This window comes from Rhizobium sp. M1, assembly GCF_002531805.1.
In the GTDB taxonomy this organism is placed as follows: Bacteria; Pseudomonadota; Alphaproteobacteria; order Rhizobiales; family Rhizobiaceae; genus Rhizobium; species Rhizobium etli_C.
Map to the genome: position 1 here is coordinate 35,002 of NZ_NWSW01000021.1, position 18,417 is coordinate 53,418.

Annotated in this window: 18 protein-coding genes; 6 read left to right on the forward strand and 12 right to left on the reverse strand. The window is 62.6% G+C overall.

What is annotated here, in order from left to right:
• Nucleotides 1-8: 8 nt before the first annotated feature.
• From pyrC to CO655_RS20950, 5 genes are all read right to left on the reverse strand, one after another.
• Complete coding sequence (gene pyrC / locus CO655_RS20930; RefSeq protein ID WP_097666334.1) at nucleotides 9-1,055, reverse strand: dihydroorotase; 1,047 nt, start codon at nucleotides 1,053-1,055, stop codon at nucleotides 9-11.
• Nucleotides 1,056-1,127: 72 nt separating this feature from the next.
• Nucleotides 1,128-1,760 (reverse strand): nucleoside triphosphate hydrolase, encoded by a 633-nt coding sequence (locus CO655_RS20935; protein WP_097666336.1) that lies wholly within the window; start codon nucleotides 1,758-1,760, stop codon nucleotides 1,128-1,130.
• Complete coding sequence (locus tag CO655_RS20940) at nucleotides 1,757-2,539, reverse strand: ATP-binding cassette domain-containing protein (protein ID WP_010030521.1); 783 nt, start codon at nucleotides 2,537-2,539, stop codon at nucleotides 1,757-1,759. The genes CO655_RS20935 and CO655_RS20940 overlap by 4 nt, the downstream gene beginning before the upstream one ends.
• 2 nt (nucleotides 2,540-2,541) lie before the next feature.
• Nucleotides 2,542-3,606, reverse strand: coding sequence for an ABC transporter permease (locus CO655_RS20945; protein ID WP_097606917.1), 1,065 nt, complete (start codon nucleotides 3,604-3,606; stop codon nucleotides 2,542-2,544).
• Nucleotides 3,607-3,758: 152 nt separating this feature from the next.
• The gene (locus CO655_RS20950) at nucleotides 3,759-4,778 is read right to left on the reverse strand and encodes a sugar ABC transporter substrate-binding protein (protein WP_097666338.1); all 1,020 of its coding nucleotides are present in this window, start codon (nucleotides 4,776-4,778) and stop codon (nucleotides 3,759-3,761) included.
• Between the two features lie 327 nt (nucleotides 4,779-5,105).
• Here CO655_RS20950 and CO655_RS20955 point away from each other — a divergent pair, with 327 nt between their 5' ends.
• The 3 genes from CO655_RS20955 (at nucleotide 5,106) to CO655_RS20965 (ending at nucleotide 7,623) form a co-directional block, all read left to right on the forward strand.
• Complete coding sequence (locus CO655_RS20955) at nucleotides 5,106-6,353, forward strand: ROK family transcriptional regulator (protein ID WP_097606915.1); 1,248 nt, start codon at nucleotides 5,106-5,108, stop codon at nucleotides 6,351-6,353.
• Nucleotides 6,337-6,813, forward strand: coding sequence for an RbsD/FucU domain-containing protein (locus CO655_RS20960; protein WP_097666423.1), 477 nt, complete (start codon nucleotides 6,337-6,339; stop codon nucleotides 6,811-6,813). The genes CO655_RS20955 and CO655_RS20960 overlap by 17 nt, the downstream gene beginning before the upstream one ends.
• 228 nt (nucleotides 6,814-7,041) lie before the next feature.
• Nucleotides 7,042-7,623, forward strand: coding sequence for a TetR/AcrR family transcriptional regulator (locus CO655_RS20965; protein WP_010029896.1), 582 nt, complete (start codon nucleotides 7,042-7,044; stop codon nucleotides 7,621-7,623).
• A gap of 113 nt (nucleotides 7,624-7,736) precedes the next feature.
• Here CO655_RS20965 and CO655_RS20970 read toward each other — a convergent pair whose 3' ends face one another.
• From CO655_RS20970 to CO655_RS20980, 3 genes are all read right to left on the reverse strand, one after another.
• Entirely contained in the window at nucleotides 7,737-8,858 is a 1,122-nt protein-coding gene (locus CO655_RS20970) for an alkene reductase (protein WP_097606913.1), read from the reverse strand.
• A 76-nt stretch (nucleotides 8,859-8,934) separates the two neighbouring features.
• Nucleotides 8,935-9,939, reverse strand: a complete 1,005-nt coding sequence (locus tag CO655_RS20975) for an NADP-dependent oxidoreductase (protein WP_010030365.1) — start codon at nucleotides 9,937-9,939, stop codon at nucleotides 8,935-8,937.
• 33 nt (nucleotides 9,940-9,972) lie between these two features.
• Nucleotides 9,973-10,833 (reverse strand): alpha/beta hydrolase, encoded by an 861-nt coding sequence (locus tag CO655_RS20980; RefSeq protein WP_097666340.1) that lies wholly within the window; start codon nucleotides 10,831-10,833, stop codon nucleotides 9,973-9,975.
• A 593-nt stretch (nucleotides 10,834-11,426) separates the two neighbouring features.
• Here CO655_RS20980 and CO655_RS20990 point away from each other — a divergent pair.
• Both CO655_RS20990 and CO655_RS33495 read left to right on the forward strand, forming a co-directional pair.
• Nucleotides 11,427-12,974, forward strand: coding sequence for an EAL domain-containing protein (locus CO655_RS20990; RefSeq protein ID WP_097666342.1), 1,548 nt, complete (start codon nucleotides 11,427-11,429; stop codon nucleotides 12,972-12,974).
• A gap of 167 nt (nucleotides 12,975-13,141) precedes the next feature.
• On the forward strand, nucleotides 13,142-13,306 hold the full coding sequence (locus CO655_RS33495) for a hypothetical protein (protein WP_010027657.1): 165 nt from the start codon (nucleotides 13,142-13,144) through the stop codon (nucleotides 13,304-13,306).
• A gap of 61 nt (nucleotides 13,307-13,367) precedes the next feature.
• Here the strand turns inward: CO655_RS33495 and CO655_RS20995 are convergent, their stop codons facing one another.
• Both CO655_RS20995 and CO655_RS21000 read right to left on the reverse strand, forming a co-directional pair.
• On the reverse strand, nucleotides 13,368-13,850 hold the full coding sequence (locus CO655_RS20995; protein WP_097606910.1) for a RidA family protein: 483 nt from the start codon (nucleotides 13,848-13,850) through the stop codon (nucleotides 13,368-13,370).
• A gap of 81 nt (nucleotides 13,851-13,931) precedes the next feature.
• Nucleotides 13,932-14,366 (reverse strand): cupin domain-containing protein, encoded by a 435-nt coding sequence (locus CO655_RS21000; RefSeq protein WP_097606909.1) that lies wholly within the window; start codon nucleotides 14,364-14,366, stop codon nucleotides 13,932-13,934.
• Between the two features lie 118 nt (nucleotides 14,367-14,484).
• Here CO655_RS21000 and CO655_RS21005 point away from each other — a divergent pair, with 118 nt between their 5' ends.
• Nucleotides 14,485-16,017, forward strand: coding sequence for a winged helix-turn-helix domain-containing protein (locus CO655_RS21005; protein WP_097606967.1), 1,533 nt, complete (start codon nucleotides 14,485-14,487; stop codon nucleotides 16,015-16,017).
• 52 nt (nucleotides 16,018-16,069) lie between these two features.
• Here CO655_RS21005 and CO655_RS21010 read toward each other — a convergent pair whose 3' ends face one another.
• Complete coding sequence (locus CO655_RS21010) at nucleotides 16,070-17,107, reverse strand: proline racemase family protein (protein ID WP_097606908.1); 1,038 nt, start codon at nucleotides 17,105-17,107, stop codon at nucleotides 16,070-16,072.
• A gap of 35 nt (nucleotides 17,108-17,142) precedes the next feature.
• A complete protein-coding gene (locus CO655_RS21015; protein WP_097666344.1) occupies nucleotides 17,143-18,393 on the reverse strand; it encodes an FAD-dependent oxidoreductase in 1,251 nt (416 codons plus the stop codon).
• Nucleotides 18,394-18,417 lie beyond the last annotated feature (24 nt).

The following is an 18,417-nucleotide window of genomic DNA, read 5'->3' on the forward strand; positions in this document are numbered from 1 at the left end:
CTGAGCGCTTACGCCTCAGGCATCACCTGCCAATGCAGGGGAAACATCGGATCGAAGACGGTCACCGGTCCGGCACCGGTTTCAATCCTCGCGGGAAAGACGACCGGCTCGGCCTGCCTTGAGAGCGTGATGCGCTCCTCGTTTGGCTGAAGCCCGTACCAGGCCGGGCCGTTCAGCGACGCGAAGGCTTCGAGCTTGTCGAGCGCGCCCTCCTCTTCGAAGACATGGGCGAGGCAGCTCATCGTATTGATCGAGGTATAGATGCCGGCGCAGCCGCAGGCGCATTCCTTCAGGGGATCGACATGCGGGGCGGAATCCGTGCCGAGGAAGAAGCGGGCGTCGCCGCTGACGGCGGCGGCGCGCAGCGCCAGGCGGTGGTTTTCGCGCTTGGCGACCGGCAGGCAGTAATAATGCGGGCGGATGCCGCCGACGAGTATGGCGTTGCGATTGATGATCAGATGGTGGGTGGTGATCGAGCCGGCGAGATTGCCGTTGGCGGCCTTGATGTAATCGATGCCGTCCGATGTCGTCACATGCTCCATCGTCACCTTCAGCTCCGGCAGGCGCCGGCGCAGCGGATCGAGCACGGTGTCGATGAAGACGGCCTCGCGGTCGAAAATATCGACGTCAGGCGTCGTTACCTCGCCGTGGACGCAGAGCGGCAGGCCAATCTTCGCCATGCGTTCCAGCACCGGCATCGCCTTTTCCATGTCGCGCACGCCACCATGCGAATTGGTGGTGGCGCCGGCCGGATAAAGCTTGACGGCGGTGACGAGGCCGCTTTCGGCGCCGGCTTCGACATCGTCGGGGCTGGTGTGCTCGGTGAGATACAGCGTCATCAGCGGCTGGAAGCGATGGCCGTCCGGCAGGGCCTTGAGGATGCGCTCGCGATAGGCCGCCGCATCTGATGTGGTGACAACAGGCGGCACCAGATTGGGCATGATGATGGCGCGAGCGAAGGTGCGGCTCGTATCGGCGATCACGCCTTCCAACATGGCGCCGTCGCGCAGATGCAGGTGCCAGTCGTCGGGACGGCGGATGGTGATCGATTGCATGGCAGGCCTCCGAAGCGATGCGTCTGCGGCCTCGATAGCATTATAACCCAGCTGAAAACAATCGTCGCGGAATCACGCCAGCGCGATCTCCAGCGTCACGTCGGCCGGGCGGCGGTTTTCGAGGATCAGCCTTCCGTTCGGCAGGTCGTTGCCGTAGACCTTGGCGCCGGCGGCCTCTTCGCTGAGATTATAGCCGCGCCAGCGTTCCCAGAGGCGCTCCTCGAGCACTTCGATCGGCGGCGCCAGCATGATGGTGAAATCGAAGATGCCGTCGAGTTCGGCCCATTTGCCCTGCGTGAACAGCAGATAATTGCCTTCGATGATGATGAACCGGTCCTTGGGATCGATCGGCCGGGCCGAGGCGATGGCGAGTTCGCGCGCGCGATCGAAGACCGGCACCAGAACCTCCTGGTCGGCCGGCCTGACGGCGCGGACGATATCGAGGAAGCCGCGGACATCGAAGGTTTCGGGAATGCCCTTGCGGGCCAGCAGCCCGCGTTCGATCAAGATGGCATTGTCCATGTGGAAGCCGTCCATCGGCAGGACCGCAGCACTTTCGCCCTTGGCTTTCAGCGCCGCCGCCAGATTGTCGGCCATGGTCGATTTGCCCGAACCCGGCGGCCCGGCAATGCCGATCAGGAAACGTCTGGCATCGCCGGCGCGGCCAAGAACCTCGCCGGCGATTTCGTCGATGCGTGCACTCATGCAGCAACGGGCTCCGTCGGCACCGCCTTGGCGCCGGTCATGAAGGCGACGGCGTCCGACATGGTGTATTCCTTCGGATTGATCACCGTCAGGCGCCGGCCGAGGCGGTGAATATGGATCCGATCGGCCACTTCGAAGACATGCGGCATGTTGTGCGAGATCAGCACGATCGGCAGGCCGCGGGCGCGCACATCGAGGATCAGTTCCAGCACCTTGCGGCTTTCCTTGACGCCGAGCGCCGCGGTCGGTTCATCCATGATAATGACCTTCGAACCGAAGGCGGCGGCGCGGGCGACCGCGACACCCTGGCGCTGGCCGCCCGACAGCGTCTCCACCGCCTGGTTGATGTTCTGGATGGTCATCAGGCCCAGTTCGGAAAGCTTGTTGCGCGCCAGCTTTTCCATCGCCGGCCGGTCAAGCATGCGGAACAGCGAACCGAGCGGGCCTTTTTTGCGGATCTCGCGGCCGAGGAACATGTTGTCGGCGATCGAGAGCGCCGGCGACAGGGCGAGGTTCTGGTAGACAGTCTCGATGCCGGCCTCACGCGCTTCCATCGGCGAGCGGAAATGCACCTGCCGGCCTTCGAGCGTGATCACCCCTTCGTCGGGGGTGACGGCGCCTGAAATCGCCTTGATCAGCGAGGACTTGCCGGCGCCGTTATCGCCGATGACGGCGAGGATTTCACCCGGATAGAGGTCGAAATCGGCATTGTCGAGCGCGGTCACGCGTCCATAGCGCTTGACGAGACCGCGGGCGGTGAGAATGGGTTCGACAGTCATGATCACACCGAAACCTTTCTGATCCACTGATCGATGGCGACGGCGGCGATGATCAGCACGCCTGTCAAAAGGACTTTCCATTGCGGATCGGCGCCGAGCATGTTGAGACCCATCGACACGACGCCGACGATCATGGCGCCGAAGAGGGTGCCGAGGATGGAGCCGCGGCCGCCGAAGAGCGAGATGCCGCCGATCACGGTCGCGGTAATCGCCTGGAGGTTATAATCGGTGACCGCCGAGGACGGCGAGATCGAGCCGTTGCGGCCGATCGAGACCCAGGCGGCGAAGGCGGCGATGACGCCCGACAATGTATAGACGGTGAGCAGCACCTTCTTGGTCTGGATGCCGGACAGCTTGGCCGCTTCCGGATCGTCGCCGACCGCATAGACATGCCGGCCCCAGGCGGTGTGATTGAGCACATACCAGAGCAGCAGGACGAGCAGCACCATGGCGATGACGCCGAGGGTGAGCACGGCGGTGCCGGCCCTGAAGCTCATGGCGAAAAGATGCAGCAGCGGCGCCTGTGCGTCGACATCGGCGTCGCGGATCGTCTCGTTGGCGGAATAGATGAAATTCGTCGCCATGACGATGTTCCAGGTGCCGAGCGTGACGATGAACGGCGGCAGCTTCATGAAGGCGACGAGGAAGCCGTTCAGCAAGCCACAGAGACCGCCGACAAGCATGCCGGCTGCGACCGCGATCGGCGTCGGGATGCCATAGGTAATGGCGACATTGCCCATGATGACGGCCGAGATCACCATGATGACGCCGATCGAAAGATCGATGCCGGCCGTCAGGATGACCAGCGTCTGGGCGGCGCCGAGAATGCCGACGATGGCGATCTGCTGCAGGATCAGTGTCAGGGTGTAGGACGAGAAAAACCGTCCGCCGAGCGTTGCCCCGAAGATGATGATCGCCAGCACCAGCACGATCAGCGGCACGGCGGCCGGCGTCGAGTGCAGAAAATGCTGCGCACGCTTGATCAGCGGGACGTTCTGGTGCTCGAAGGAGGCGACGTTCTTGTCGCTGCCGTCGAGAACGCGTTCGAATTCCTGTGCTCCGGTCATGGTTCCTCCTCCGCATCCGCGCGCCGAACCCGCGCAGAGGCCGCCACCCATAGTCATCCGTTCGTTGCTTAGCCGGTGGGGTGACGGCACATCGTCCGTCCAAACCGGCCGGGGATCAAGCCCCGGCCGGCTTCTCTTTCAATAGATCGGGCTTAGCCCCAGCACTTGTCGGTGCCTTCCTTGGTGTCGATCGACTTGACGCCGGAAACCGGCTTGTCGGTGACGAGCGAGACGCCGGTGTCGAAGAAGGACTTGCCTTCGGTCGGCTTCGGCTTTTCACCGCTATCGGCGAACTTCTTGATCGCCTCGATGCCGAGCGACGCCATCAGCAGCGGGTATTGCTGCGAGGTGGCGCCGATGACACCTTCCTGGACCGACTTGACGCCGGGGCAGCCGCCGTCAACCGAGACGATCAGCACGTTCTTTTCCATGCCGACAGCCTTCAGCGCCTGATAGGCGCCGACAGCGGCCGGCTCGTTGATCGTGTGGATGACGTTGATGCCAGGATCCTTCTGCAGAAGGTTTTCCATGGCCTTGCGGCCGCCTTCCTCGTTGCCGTTGGTCACGTCATGGCCGACGATGCGCTTGTCGTCTTCGTCGCCGATCTTGTCCGGGTTGTTCGGGTCGATGCCGAAGCCCATCATGAAGCCCTGGTCGCGCAGGACGTCGACCGTCGGCTGCGACGGCGTCAGGTCGAGGAAGCCGACCTTGGCGTCCTTGGCCTTGTCGCCGAGCGTTTCCTTGGCCCACTGGCCGATCAGCTTGCCGGCGAGCAGGTTGTCGGTGGCGAAGGTGGCGTCGGCGGCATCGGCCGGCTCGAGCGGCGTGTCGAGTGCGATGACCAGCACGCCGGCATCACGCGCCTTCTTGACCGAAGAGACAATGCCCTTGGTGTCCGAGGCGGTCAGCAGAATGCCCTTGGCGCCGTCGGCGATGCAGCTTTCGATCGCCGCAACCTGGCTTTCGCTGTCACCGTCGACCTTGCCGGCATAGGACTTCAGCGAAACGCCGAGTTCCTTGGCCTTGGCCGTCGCACCTTCCTTCATCTTGACGAAGAAGGGATTGGTGTCGGTCTTGGTGATGAGGCAGGCGGAAACGTCGGCGGCCATGGCCGGCGCGGAAAAGGCGACGCCGAGTGCGAGCGCGCCGAAAGCGAGAACTGATTTCTTCATGAACTCCTCCCAGAGTTTGCCGGCGCCGCCCGTGCGGGCCGGAATTTTCGAGATGTGACACTTCGCTTCGGTCGCTGCCGCTTCCGAAGCCGCCTCGTGCCCTTGACGAGGGCAATTAAGAGCGAAAGAAATCGGCTTGTCAATAAATAAATCCAATTGAATTATTAATTCGATGTGGCATGCTCAATCGCATTAGGATGTACGGTACCCGCGCCTTTTCAAACGCAGACAAGGCCGCAGTACCGCTTTCAGCTGCTGCATAATCCCCCTTGGATCGCTTCCGATCCGGGGAACCATGCAAGAGGCCAACGCTCGGGAGGAGCGGCCATGTCGTCTTTGGATGGGCCGGAACACACACCGGTCCCGCCGCCCATTCTCAATCCGGCCGGGGGCGCGAACCAGGTCAGGGTGCGCGCCTATAACGAACGGCTCGTGCTGTCGCTGGTGCGCCTCTACGGCGCGCTGTCGAAGGCCGATATCGCGCGCCGCAGCGGGCTGTCGGCGCAGACCGTCTCGGTCATCATGCGGGTGCTGGAAAAAGAAGGGCTGCTGTCGCGCGGGGCGCCGGTGCGCGGCCGGGTCGGCCAGCCGTCGATCCCGATGCATCTCAACCCCGACGCCGTCTATTCCTTCGGCCTGAAGATGGGCCGGCGCAGCGCCGATCTGGTGCTGATGGATTTCGTCGGCCGCATCCGCATGCAGCTGCACCAGACCTATGCCTATCCGCTGCCGCACGAAATCCTCGCCTTCGTCACGGCTGGCATCGAGGAGATCGAAAGCCGGCTCGACGACAAGCAGCGCGGCCGCATTGCCGGCCTCGGCATCGCCGCCCCGTTCGAGCTGTGGAACTGGGCCGAGGAAGTCGGCGCACCGCCGGGCGCCATGGAGGTCTGGCGGGATGTCGACCTGCAGGCCGATATCGCCGCGCGTGTCTCCCATCCCGTCTTCCTGCAGAACGACGCGACCAGCGCCTGCGGCGCCGAGCTCGTCTTCGGCGTCGGCCCCTCCTATCCCGACTTCGTCTATTTCTTCATCGGCTCCTTCATCGGCGGCGGCATCGTGTTGAATTCGGCGATCTTTTCCGGCCGTACCGGCACGGCGGGCGCCATCGGGCCGCTGCCGGTGCGCGACAGGAACGGCGAAACCAAGCAGTTGCTCGAGATCGCCTCGATCTTCGTTTTGGAAAACATGCTGCGCGAACGCGGCATCGATCCCGAGCCGCTCTGGTATTCCGCCGACGACTGGGTGGATTTCGGCGCGCCGATGGAGATCTGGATCCAGGATAGCGCCAAGGCGCTGGCCCAGGCGATCGTCGCGGCCGCCTCGATCGTCGATTTCAGCGCTGCCGTCATCGATGGCGGCTTTCCCCATTGGGTGCGCAGCCGCGTCGTGCAGGCGACGATCGACGAAGCCGCCAAGCTCGACCTGCAGGGCGTCGTCATGCCCGAAATCATCGAGGGCGCGGTCGGCGCGCAGGCGCGCGCCATCGGCGGCGCCAGCCTGCCGATCTTTGCGCGTTACCTCACAGACCAGAACGTACTCTTCAAGGAGGTAGACCATGCTGAAGGGACTTGATCCGCTGTTGAGCCCGGAGCTGCTTTTCACGCTTCGGGCCATGGGCCACGGCGACGAGATCGCCATCGTCGACGGCAATTATCCCGGTGTCGAACATGCCCGCCGGCTGATCCGGCTCGACGGCCACCGCCTCATTCCGGTGCTCAACGCCGTGCTCAGCGTGCTGCCGATCGACGACTTCGTGCCCGAGGCGATCTTCCGCTCGACCGTCAAGGCCGAGCGCGACAAGCTCGATCCGGTGCATGAGGAGATGATCGACTGCTGTGCGCTGCACGAGCCGCACCGGCAGGTGGTGCCGCTCGTCGGCCAGGATTTCTACGGCCGGGTGCGGGCCGCCCATGCGCTGATCCAGACCAGCGAGCCCAGGCTTTATGCCAACATCATCCTGCGCAAGGGCGTGATCTATCCGAAAGAGCCTGGCGCACAGTCGGCGGCCGGGGTGGATCCGTTCGTCTACTAGCTCGGAGTCTCCCTCCTGACTCATTCAAGGCACTACAGCCTTCCCCCTACGCGTCTGAAAGGACGCGCAGGGGGAAGGTCCGTGATGCTTATTCCCTGCCAAGCGCTATGCATGCCATAAATACTCCTTGTGCCGGCCTCCGTTATTAATGATATACATCATCAATATACCAAGCTATAATGATAAACGACATCATAGCTTGGGCATGGCCGTCGAAAGGGCTGCAACGTGCGGATCACCAAGGAAAAGAAGCAGGAAAACTACGAGCGGATTATCGCCACCGCGTCAGAGCTGTTTCGCGAGCGCGGGTTCGATGGCGTGGGGGTGGCGGAGTTGATGGAGCGCGCGGGGCTTACCCATGGCGGCTTCTACAATCACTTCCGCTCCAAGGAGGAGTTGATCGCGGAGTCGACCGAGAATGGTTTGAGCGAGACCTTGAAGCGCTATGCCGGTCATGACGTCCTCGCCGTCATGGAACTTTATCTCGCGCGCGAACACCGGGATGGGCGCGGCCAGGGATGTACGGCCGCAGCGCTCGGTTGCGATGCCGCTCGCCAGCCTGAAGAAACGAAGGCCGTTTTTGCTGAAGGAATAGACAAGCTCGTGCGCGCGGTGGAGGGCGGCATCGCGCAACATCACGCTTCCGGCGCCGGCGGGCGGGCGCAAGCCATCGCCATCCTCGCTCAGGCCGTCGGCGCCATCGTGCTTTCAAGGGCCTGCCCGGACGATTCACCGCTGGCGGACGAACTGCTCGAGGCCTGCCGGGCGGATTGCCGTGACGCCATCGAAAACCGGACGCGGGAACGATAGGGCCGCGCATGTGCGGCCCTATCGTCGTCAGGCGTTTACCAGAGCATGATGCCGAAAAGTGTAAGCGGTTTTCGGGCGACATCATGCTCTAACTCTTTAATTGAGAACAGGATTTAGATTTTTTGTCGTCCCGGCATAAAATCATCCTGTTCTAGCGCAGCCATGGTGGGATAGTCCGTATAGCCCGCCGCGCCGCCGCCATAGAGCGTCGCCATATCGAGATTGGCGAGCGGCGCACCGATCTTCAGGCGCTCGACGAAATCCGGGTTGGCGATAAACGGCCTGCCGAAGGCGAACAGATCCGCCAGCCCCTGCTCCAGCCTGGCCGTTGCGAGTTCCGGATCGTAGCCGTTGTTGGCGATATAGGTATTCTTAAACCTGCGGCGAAGCGCCTCGTAGTCGAAGGGTGCGATGTCACGTGGCCCGCCGGTGGCGCCCTCCACGACATGGAGATAGGCAACGCCCATCGCGTCGAGCTTTTCGACGATGTGGTTGAACTGCGCCTGCGGATCGGTTGCCGATATCCCATTGGCCGGCGACACCGGTGAAATCCGAACGCCGGTTCGCCCCGCTCCAACTTCCGCGATGACGGCAGCCGTCACTTCGAGCATCAGCCGGGCGCGGTTTTCGATCGACCCGCCATAGGCGTCGGTGCGGCTGTTGGCTCCGTCCCTGGCGAACTGGTCGAGCAGGTAGCCGTTGGCGCCATGAACTTCGACACCATCGAAACCGGCGGCAATCGCATTGGCGGCGGCGCGACGAAAATTCTCGACGATGCCGGGGATCTCGTCCAGGTCGAGCGCCCGAGGTTCGGACACATCGACGAAGGCGTTGTTCACGAAGGTCTTGGTCTCGGCCCTGATGGCGGAAGGCGCGACCGGCGCCTTGCAATACGGCTGCAGATCGACATGCGATACCCGGCCGACGTGCCAAAGCTGGAGGAAGATGTGGCCGCCCCTGGCATGCACTGCGGCGGTCACCTTGCGCCAGCCGTCGATCTGCGCCTGCGTGTAAATGCCGGGCGTGTCCTGGTAACCCTGACCCTGTTGCGAAATCTGGGTCGCCTCCGAGATGATCAGGCCTGCCGAGGCCCGTTGCGCATAATATTCGGCAATGAGATCACCTGGCACAAAGCCGGCGCCGGCTCGGTTGCGCGTCAATGGCGCCATGACGATGCGGTTGGATAGGGTGAGAGAGCCGAGGACGGAGGGCTCAAAGAGTGTCTTGCTGGTCATTTGTCACTTTCATCGAGAGTTTGGAAATATTGCTGGCGTTCGTCTCGCAACGCACGCCATGTCGGGCAGGTCGACCTCAGTCCGCGACCGCAATGACCACCTTGCCCTTGGTACGCCCGGTCTCGACATAGGCCAGTGCATCCCCGGTCTTTTCAAACGGGAACACCTTGTCGACGACAGGCCGGATGACGCCTTGTTCGATCAGGCGGGTAATCTCACCCAGCTGCTGGCCGTCGGCGCGCATGAACAGGAATGAATAAGCGATGCCGAGACGCTTCGCCTTTTTGCGGACCCCTCGGCTCAGCAGGCGCAGCACCAGTTTCAGGAACAGGTTCAGGCCGAGCTCGCTGGCGAATGCGGGATCGGGCGGACCGGAAATGGAAATCAGCCGGCCACCCGGCTTCAGCACGCCCAGAGATTTTTCAAGCGTCTTCGGATCCTGACTGTTCAGCACCAGATCGTAACCCGACAAGAGCTTCTCGAAATCCTGGGTCTTGTAGTCGATGACCACATCCGCCCCGAGACTTCTCGCCAGCTCGGCATTTTTAGCGCTCGTCGTCGTCGCAACCGTCGCGCCGAGATGTTTGGCAAGCTGAATGGCGAAAGTGCCGACACCGCCGGAACCGGCCTGAATGAAGACTTTCTGGCCAGGCTTGACCTTGCCCACCTCGACCAGCGCCTGCCAGGCGGTCAGCCCCACCAGCGGAATGGACGCCGCTTCGCTCATGCCGAGGTTGTTCGGCTTCAGCGCCACATCGGCTTCATCGATGGCAATGAATTCGGCGAATGTGCCGACCCGATGATCGCGCGGCCGTGCATAGACCGCGTCACCCACCTTGAACCGCCTGACCCTGGATCCAGTCCTGACAACCGTTCCGGCAACGTCGTGCCCGAGGACGAAGGGCGGACGATAGGGGAGAATAAGCTTGAACTCTCCATCCCGGACCTTGGAGTCCAGCAGGTTCACGGCCGTGGCCTGAATCCGGACAAGGACATCATTGTCCCGCAATTCCGGTTCCGGCAGGCTGGTCAGGCGCAAAGCGCCCTTCTTCTTGTACTTGTCAACGACGAATGCCTTCACGGGGCTTTCTCCAATTCGAAGTCTGTTGCGGCGTCAGGCGCCAAGGAACGATAAAGCCTTCGGCACGAAATCGGCGTGGTTCTGGAAAATCCCGCCATGCCCGGCGTCCTGGTAGATCACCAATTGCGCGCCCGGAATGCGCCGGGCCATATCGGTGCTGTTTATTGTCGGGACGATGATGTCATTGTCGCCATTGGCGATCAGGACCGGGATATTGATGCGACCGAGATCCTGAGGCGCCTGCCGCCCCCAGGCTTTGATCGCCTTGAGTTGCCGCAGGAATGCCCTTGGAGTCGGCCCCTTGTCCCTTCCGGCCTTGCGCTCTTTCAGACGATCGAGAAAGGCTTTCGCGGCTCGGCGGCCATTGGCCGTCGACGTGAAAAACAGATAGGTTTTCGGGTCGCGCAGCGTCAGCAGGCCTTTGACGATCAGCGGCCAGGACATGGCCCCGACCTTCTCGATCCCCTTGCCGCCGGCCGGGCCTGTTCCAGTCAGAATGAGTTTCCGCACAAGCTCCGGCGCCTTCAGCGCAATGTCCTGCGCGACAAATCCCCCAAGGGAAAAACCGAGCAGATCGACCTTTTCGAAGCCAAGCGTCCGGATAAACGCAATCGCGTCACGCGCCATCTCGTCGATGGTCACAGGGGCCGTGCCGCCCGAGGCGCCAATCCCCCGGTAATTGGTCGCAATGACATGATGTTTGGCAGCGAGACCATCGACGATCCGGGGATCGAAATTGTCCAACACTGCGCCCCAGTGGTTGAGAAGAATGATCGGCACGCCGCCTTGGGGGCCAAGATCGCGATAGACGAAAGGGGTTTTCCCCACATTGATCCAGAGGTTTGGCGCCTCGGCGTAGCAGGTAGCCGACCGCAGGTATCCAGACGTGTTCATCGTTTACTCCATTCTCCCACTCAAGTCGGCAGGCTTGAGAGCCTTGTCAGTGCCGCTCGATGTCCCGGTGAGAAACGCCATTTTCCGCTGCGGCTTCGCACCAATCCATCGCCATTGCTTCTGTCATTTTAGTTTTAATGACGATCATCATCATATAAGATTAATGATACTCATCATCAAAATTGTCAAGCGGAATTTTCTGAGTGAAATCGGACGCCCTTGGATCGTCCGGCCCCTGGCGCGATTTGCCGTGGCCGGCGAATGAGAACAGCGCCTTGCGTCGTTTCAGCCGTGCGAACCGGATCCGCGGTGCATGTTCGCTGCGACTGTTCGTGGCGAAGCCCATCCGAATTGCGGGAAAGCTATCCGTTATGCGCAGCGAAATGCCCGCACCTTCGTCCGGGCAACCCAACGTTAACCTTCGAGGTTCACAGAAATTCTAGGACGTGTCGGTGCGCGCTTGATCGATGACGGCAAGCCGGCTCTCTATAATTCCGCCCGAATGAGTTGTGGCGGACTTCGATCACCGCCAGGGACGGTGCGGTCCTGCGAACTGGCCATGATGGCTCTTCACTCAACGGGAGCCTGTTCATATGCCTCGCATCCGACCAACCAGACCCCAGATGGAGATATTGGGCTGGCTCGCGATCTTCCTGCTTCTCTTCGGCCTCTCCTGGCGCTTCGATTGGCATGAGGGGCTGGACGGGTTCGTCGACCAGCATCACGACTATCCACTGGACCACGCGCTGCTTGCCCTGAATATCTCCGGGTTTCTCGGACTCATTTATTCCGCGCTGAGAATCCGGGATCTCTCGCGGGAGGTTAATCGCAGGCTGCAGGCCGAAAAGAACGTCGATTGGATTGCCTGTCACGACACGCTGACCGAACTGCCGAACCGCAGATTCCTGGAGTCCATATGCGCGCAGGCGATGATCGATCAAAGGGCACAGGAAACCTATGCCGTGTTCAGCATCGATCTCGACGGCTTCAAGAAGGTCAATGATCTCCTGGGGCACGACCACGGTGATGCGGTGCTGAAGACCGTTGCTCAGCGGCTCTCGTCGCTCTTTCCCCGCGAGCACGTTTTTCGCCTTGGTGGCGACGAGTTTATGGTTCTGGCGCGGCGCATCGGAAATCCCGATCTTGTCGCTTTGGGGAACCGCATCGTCAGCGCGATCGGCAAGCCGTTCACATTCAATGGTGTCGCCGTCGACCTCGGCGCCAGCGTCGGCTTCGCGCTTTATCCGGAGGACGGCGATGAGCTCGGTCAGGTCATCCGGCATTCGGACTGTGCGATGTATGTGGCGAAAAAGCAGGGGCGCAATCTGGTGAAGCCCTTCGTGCCGTCGATGCAGGACGAGCTGGCGAAACGGGTCAGAATAGAAGGGGATCTGCGCGCAGCCATCCGGAAGGGCGAAATCGTTCCCTATTATCAACCGCTCGTGGACCTGAAGGCGAACAAGATCATCGGCTTCGAGGCGCTGGCGCGCTGGAAGACGGCGTCCGGCGAATTCATCCCGCCGAGCGAATTTATTCCGGTGGCGGAGGAAGCCGGTCTGATCGTCGAATTGACGGACCAACTGCTGCGCTGCGCCTGCACCGATGCGCTTTCCTGGCCGAGCGAGCTTGTTCTGTCGTTCAACCTTTCTCCGATCCAACTGAGCGACCGGCTGCTGGGCCTCAGAATTCTCAAGATACTGGGCGATGTCGGCCTGCCCGCGCACAGGGTCGAGCTTGAGGTAACGGAGAGCGCCATCATTCAAGACGCCGTCACGGCCCGCATTGTCCTCGACGATCTGGTGAATGCGGGGGTCAGGATCGCCCTCGACGATTTTGGGACAGGCTATTCCAGCCTCTCCCAACTGTCCAACTACCGGTTCGACAAGATCAAGATCGACAGGAGTTTCGTCGCTTCCTTCGAGACCAATGACAAGCAGGACAAGGTGATCAAGGCCATCATCGCTCTCGGCACCGGGCTTGGCGTGACGATAACGGCCGAAGGCATCGAAGAGGAGAGCCAACTTCAGCGGCTCCAGGCTCTCGGCTGCGACATCGGCCAGGGATATCTGCTGGGCAGACCGGCGCCGATCGAGGAGATCGCCGCGGATCAGGTCAGCAACAGGATTTGGCAGCGCCGTTGATGGGACGATCCGTTCGTCTATCAGGCGGAAGGAGAGTTGGCGCTTCCCATCAAGCGCTTTGCGAATTGTGCGGATGCCCCTCGCACCCCGGAACGCCGCCCTCTCTCCGTCCTCATCCTGAGGTGCCCCAAAGGGCCTCGAAGGATGAGGGCTGATCGGTGTGCCGTATGGCTGGCGGCTACCGATCCTGCGGATCGCACCGGGTGCGGGCCGCCCATGCGCTGATCCAGACCAGCAAGACCAGGCCCTATGACCAGCATCATCCTGCGCAAGGGCGTGATCTATCCCAGGGAGAGCACCAGGCCGAGATCGATCCCTTCGTCCTCAATTAAAGAGTTAGAGCATGATGTCGTCCGAAAACCGCTCACGCTTTTCGGCATCATGCTCTAGGGATCAACCGTCAATTTCGACTTCCGCTTCGCAGTTTACCGGCGCATTCAATGGGATGGCCATGCCGATGGACGAGCGGGCGTGCGCGCCGATGTCGGGACCATACAGTTCCAGGATCAGATCGGAATAGCCGTTTGTGACCAGGGGCGTCTCATTGAAACCTGGAGCAACATTCACCATGGCGAAGACGCGCAGCCAGGCCGTGACCCGATCGAGGTCTCCGAGAGCCCGCTTGAGGCTTGCGAGATGGGCCAGGGCAACCAGCCGCGCCGACGCGTAACCCTGCTCCGGCGAAACCTCGGCGCCGACCTTGCCGAGAGGGTTGGCCAATGTGCCATCGCGGTTGCACGCGACGTGACCCGAGATGTAAGCGCGGGCGCCGCACACCCGAACCCAGACAAAGGGCAGCAGCAGGCCATCGCGAACCTTTAGAGGCTCGGGCAATTCCAGGCCCATTTCGGCGAGACGTTGTTCGATGATGGCCATAATGCACCTCCCGACCTGTTTGGAGCGTGGATAAAAGCAAAGACTTCGTGCGCGACAAGCGAACAAGGATGACGACGCGCCTTAGGGTACGATGTGGTCAAGCTCCGGCATCAGAACGACGCTCTCGTTCGCCGCGGCATCGTTGCGGGCTCCGAGGAATTCGGCGTCCTCCGTGCTGCGATTGACGGCCACGTGCGGAACGCCGGCCGGAATGAACAGGTAGTCACCGGGGCGGACCATTTCGCAGCGTTCGAGCTTCGGCCCTGACCAGATCTCGATCTCCTGGCCTGCGGTCATGAGAAGGGCGGTCTCGTGTCCCTCATGGCGATGGGCGCCGGTTCGCCTGCCTGCGGGCAGCGAAATCGCCCCGAGCCACAGCATGGTCGATCCGACGCTCTGCGCGGAGACGCCCGACCGGTAGACGGATCCCTGCTTGGCGACATGGCTGCCGCTCCCGCTTACGACTTTCGCGGTTAATGCAGGAGGATTTTTCGGTTGCGCTGCTTCGTTCCTCATGGCGCTCACCTTTTCCATCGCGGCGATGAAACAGACCCTGCGCGCTCAGCCGGCGCAAGTCCTGAAGAGAGACCGAAAAGTTCCGAAAAACTGCGAAATCGGCGTATCATGGCCGGCCATGAACACCCCACACCTTGCATTCGGCCACTTCGAGTTCATTGCCGAGAACGGATGCCTGCTTCGTGACGACCGGCCTGTCGCCATTGGCGCCCGCGGCGCTTCGCTGCTTGCCGTTCTGCTTGCGGCACAAGGGGGTGTCGTCTCCAAATCGGCCCTGATGGATGCCGTTTGGCCGGGATTGGCCGTCGAGGAAAGTAACCTTTCGGTTCAGATTGCGGCCCTTCGCAAGCTGCTCGGCCCCGCGTCCGACGGCGGCGAATGGATCGTCACCGTCCCACGGCTCGGCTACAGGTTTTCCGGCCGGGTGGAGAGTGCAAGCGACGGAGCCGACAGCGGATGGCATGCGCGAGCCGAACCCAACCCCGGGATTGCAGTCCTGCCTTTTGAAAATCTGGGCGGCGATGCTGAGAAACAATATCTGGCCGACGGTATCGCCGACGACCTGATCATCGCGCTCACCCGGTTCAGATGGCTGCGCGTCGCGTCACGCGGAGCGAGTTTCGCAAGATGGAACGGCTCCAGGGATCCGCGCGCCGTCGGGCACGAACTCGGTGTCAATTTTCTGGTGGACGGGGCGATCCGGTATGCCGGCGACCGGATCCGGATATCGGTGCACCTCGCCGACGCGGCCAAGGGCGCGACCGTCTGGTCCGAACACTACGATCTTCAGCTGGCCGAGATATTTGCGGTGCAAGACGCCATCGCCGAGCGGATCGCCGCGGCGGTCGAACCGGAGTTGTTGTTGCGCCACGGGCTTGCGGTCGCTCCGCACACCGGCAACATCACGGCCTGGGACCTTGTCCGGCAAGGCACATTCAATTTCCACAAGGTCTCACAGCCAACCCACCTTCTGGCAAGACGATTTTTCCGCGAGGCCGCCGAACTCGACCCCATGCTTCCGGAGGCGCAGATCTGGCGGGCGCGGGTAAACGCCGGCCTCATCGCCTATGGCTGGACGGACGATCCCGCCGCGGACGGTCAGGAGGGATTGAGTGCCGCCCTGCGGGCGATCTATCTCGACGCGCGAAACCCCTATTCGCATTATGCGCTGGCGATCGTGTCGGCCTATACGGGCAGAGCCGACCAGGCGATCCTCGCCGCGGAACGGTCGATCGAGCTCGGTTCGAGCTTCGCCCTGGGGCATCTCGTCCTCGGCATGGCCCGGCTCTTTTCCGGGGATGCGGCCGGCGCACGCAAACCTTTGTCGCGCGGCCTCGAACTCAACCCGCATGATCCGCAGAACGGGGTCTGGTTCAGTCTGCTGATGCTCGCGCGGTTCTTTTCGGACGATATCGAGGGCGCGCTCGACGTGGGGCGTGCTGCGCTGAAGGCGCGGCCCGACTGGCCGGCGCTCATGCGCATTCAGGCCTGCTGCCACATGGCCGTGGGGAATATCCAGCAGGCTCGCCGTCTTGCCGCTGCCGCCAGCAGCCTTCCGGAATCTGCCGGCGATGCGCTTGGACCGTTCCGAGAGGGCAACAAACTCTGGGCCACCCGCCTCAACGGGCTGTTGCAAGAGGCGGAACGCTAAAAGGGGCCTTTGGCGAGCGAGCTGCAGGCGAGGTCATTACGCCTCTGCCCACTCAAATCTCCCCCGCCGACGGCCCCCAGACATCCGTCAGCGCGAAGCCTGCGGGATGCGGGTCGAAGGGGTCGAGGGCCACCTGGGTGAGGCCGAAGGTGAAGCCGCGGCCGGTGATGGTGGGGATGACCGCGGGGCGGCCGGCGACCTCGGTCAGCGCCTGCAGCCCGACTTCGAATTCAGAGCCGATGATCGATTTCGAGGTGAAGACGTCGCCGGCCTTCGCCTTGCCGCGGGCATGCAACGCGGCGAGGTTGGCGGAATTGCCGGTGCCGCAGGGCGAGCGGTCCGCCCGGCCCGGCCACATGGTGGTGCAGGTGCGCACCGTGCCGTCGGCCTCGGTATCGCGAAACATCACATAGGCGACGCCTGAAATTGCCGGGATTTCGGGATGGACGACCTTGATGTCGCGGTTGATCAGCTCCTTGAGGATCATGCCGGCCTGGACGAGGCCGGCGGCATTGGCCTTCTCGATCTTGAGATTGATCTGGCCGACATCGACCAGCGCATAGAAGATGCCGCCATAGCAGAGATCGGCTTTGATCTTGCCCCAATGCGGCGTGTCGATCTCGACGTCGAGTTCATGCACGAAGGACGGCACCATGGTGAGCTTGACCTTCTCGCAGCGCCCGTTGCGGCAGGTCGCCGTCGCCTTGACGAGGCCGGCGGCGGTTTCCAGCGTCACGATCGTCTCCGGCTCCTGCATCTCGACGATGCCGGCTTCGAGCAGCGCCGTCGTCACGCAGATCGAGTTCGAGCCGGAACTCGCATGCGCCTGGTCGGGCTGCAGGATGATGAAGGCGGCGTCCGCTTCCGGATGACGCGCCGGCAGCAGCAGATTGACCGAGCCGATCGGGGCGCCGCGCGGCTCCAGGCAGAGGAAGCGGCGCAGCTCGTCGCCCTTCGGATCGGTGTTCAGCCAATGCAGCTGGGCGGCGATGGTCTCGCCCGGGATCTTCGGCACGCCGCCGATCGCGACGCGGCCGATTTCGCCTTCGGCGTGGACATCCAGCAGCTGGATCGTGCGCTTCCATCTCATATCGAAAACTCCGGTTCCGAGGTAGCGGTTCTCATTCAGTATCGGTCGATGCGGAACGGGGTCAGGTCGACCGGCGGCTCAATGCCGGTCACCATATCGCCGATCAGCCGCGCTGTCGTCGCGGCATAGGTCAGGCCGAGATGGCCGTGGCCGGTCGCATAGAAAACACCCGGCATCTTCGACGACGGCGAAATGATCGGGATCGTATCGGGCAGCGCCGGGCGATGGCCCATCCAGTCCGTCGCCTCCTCGAGTTTCAGCCCGGGCAGTGCGCGCTGGGCGTGGCGCACCAGCACGCGGGGGCGGCGGAAATCGGGTGCGGCATCGAGACCGGCGAGTTCGACATTGCCGCCGACGCGGATGCCGCCGGCCGTCGGCGTCACCATGAAGGCGCGCGCTGGCCAGATCACCGAATAGCGCATGGAGATGCCCGGCTTCATGATTTGCGTGTGATAGCCGCGCTCGGTTTCGAGCGGGATCGGCTCGCCGAGCTTTTCGGCCAGAAAACGGGTGTGGACGCCGGCGGCGAGCACGACGGAATCGGCCTCGAGACGGCGGCCATCGTCCAGGAGGACGACGACGGCGCCATCGCCCTTGCGCTCGATGTTCCTGACGGCGCCGGAGACAAAGGCCGCGCCCGCGGCTTTGGCCGCCTCGGCCAGTTTGACCACCAGTCCATAGGGATCGCGGATCGACTTGTTGTCGGGCAGCAGCACCGCCTTGGCGATGACAGGCGAAAGAGCCGGCTCATAATATTGGATGGCGCCGTTGCTCAACACCTCGAATTCGAAGCCGTAACGCTGCATCATGGCAAGATGGCCGCGGTCGGCGGCAAATTCCGCTTCGGTCTCGTAGATCGCCAGACACCCCTCCTCCGTCATCAGTTCGGAGGCGCCGATCGCCTGCAGCATCTCCCTGAAATCGCCGAGCGCGCGCTGCGACAGGCTCATGCCGGCATCTTCGATTTCTCTGAGGCGCGACGGGCGGCCGGCGGCGAGGAAACGCAGAAACCAGGGCAGGATTCTCGCTGCATAGGAGGGCCGCAGCCAGACCGGACCTTCGGGATCGAGTAGCCAGCCGGGCATTTTCTTCCAGGTCGAAGGACCGGAACCGGCAGCAAAATCGAGCGCGATGCTCGCCATATTACCGAAAGAGGTGCCGCGTCCCGGCTCACCCTTGTCGACCAGCGTCACCGCAAAGCCGCGCCGCTGCAATTCGAAGGCGATCGAGGCGCCGATCACGCCGGCGCCGACAACAACAACCCTCTTCTTCGTCTCATCCGCCATGCCATCACCCGCCCGCACGGCAGA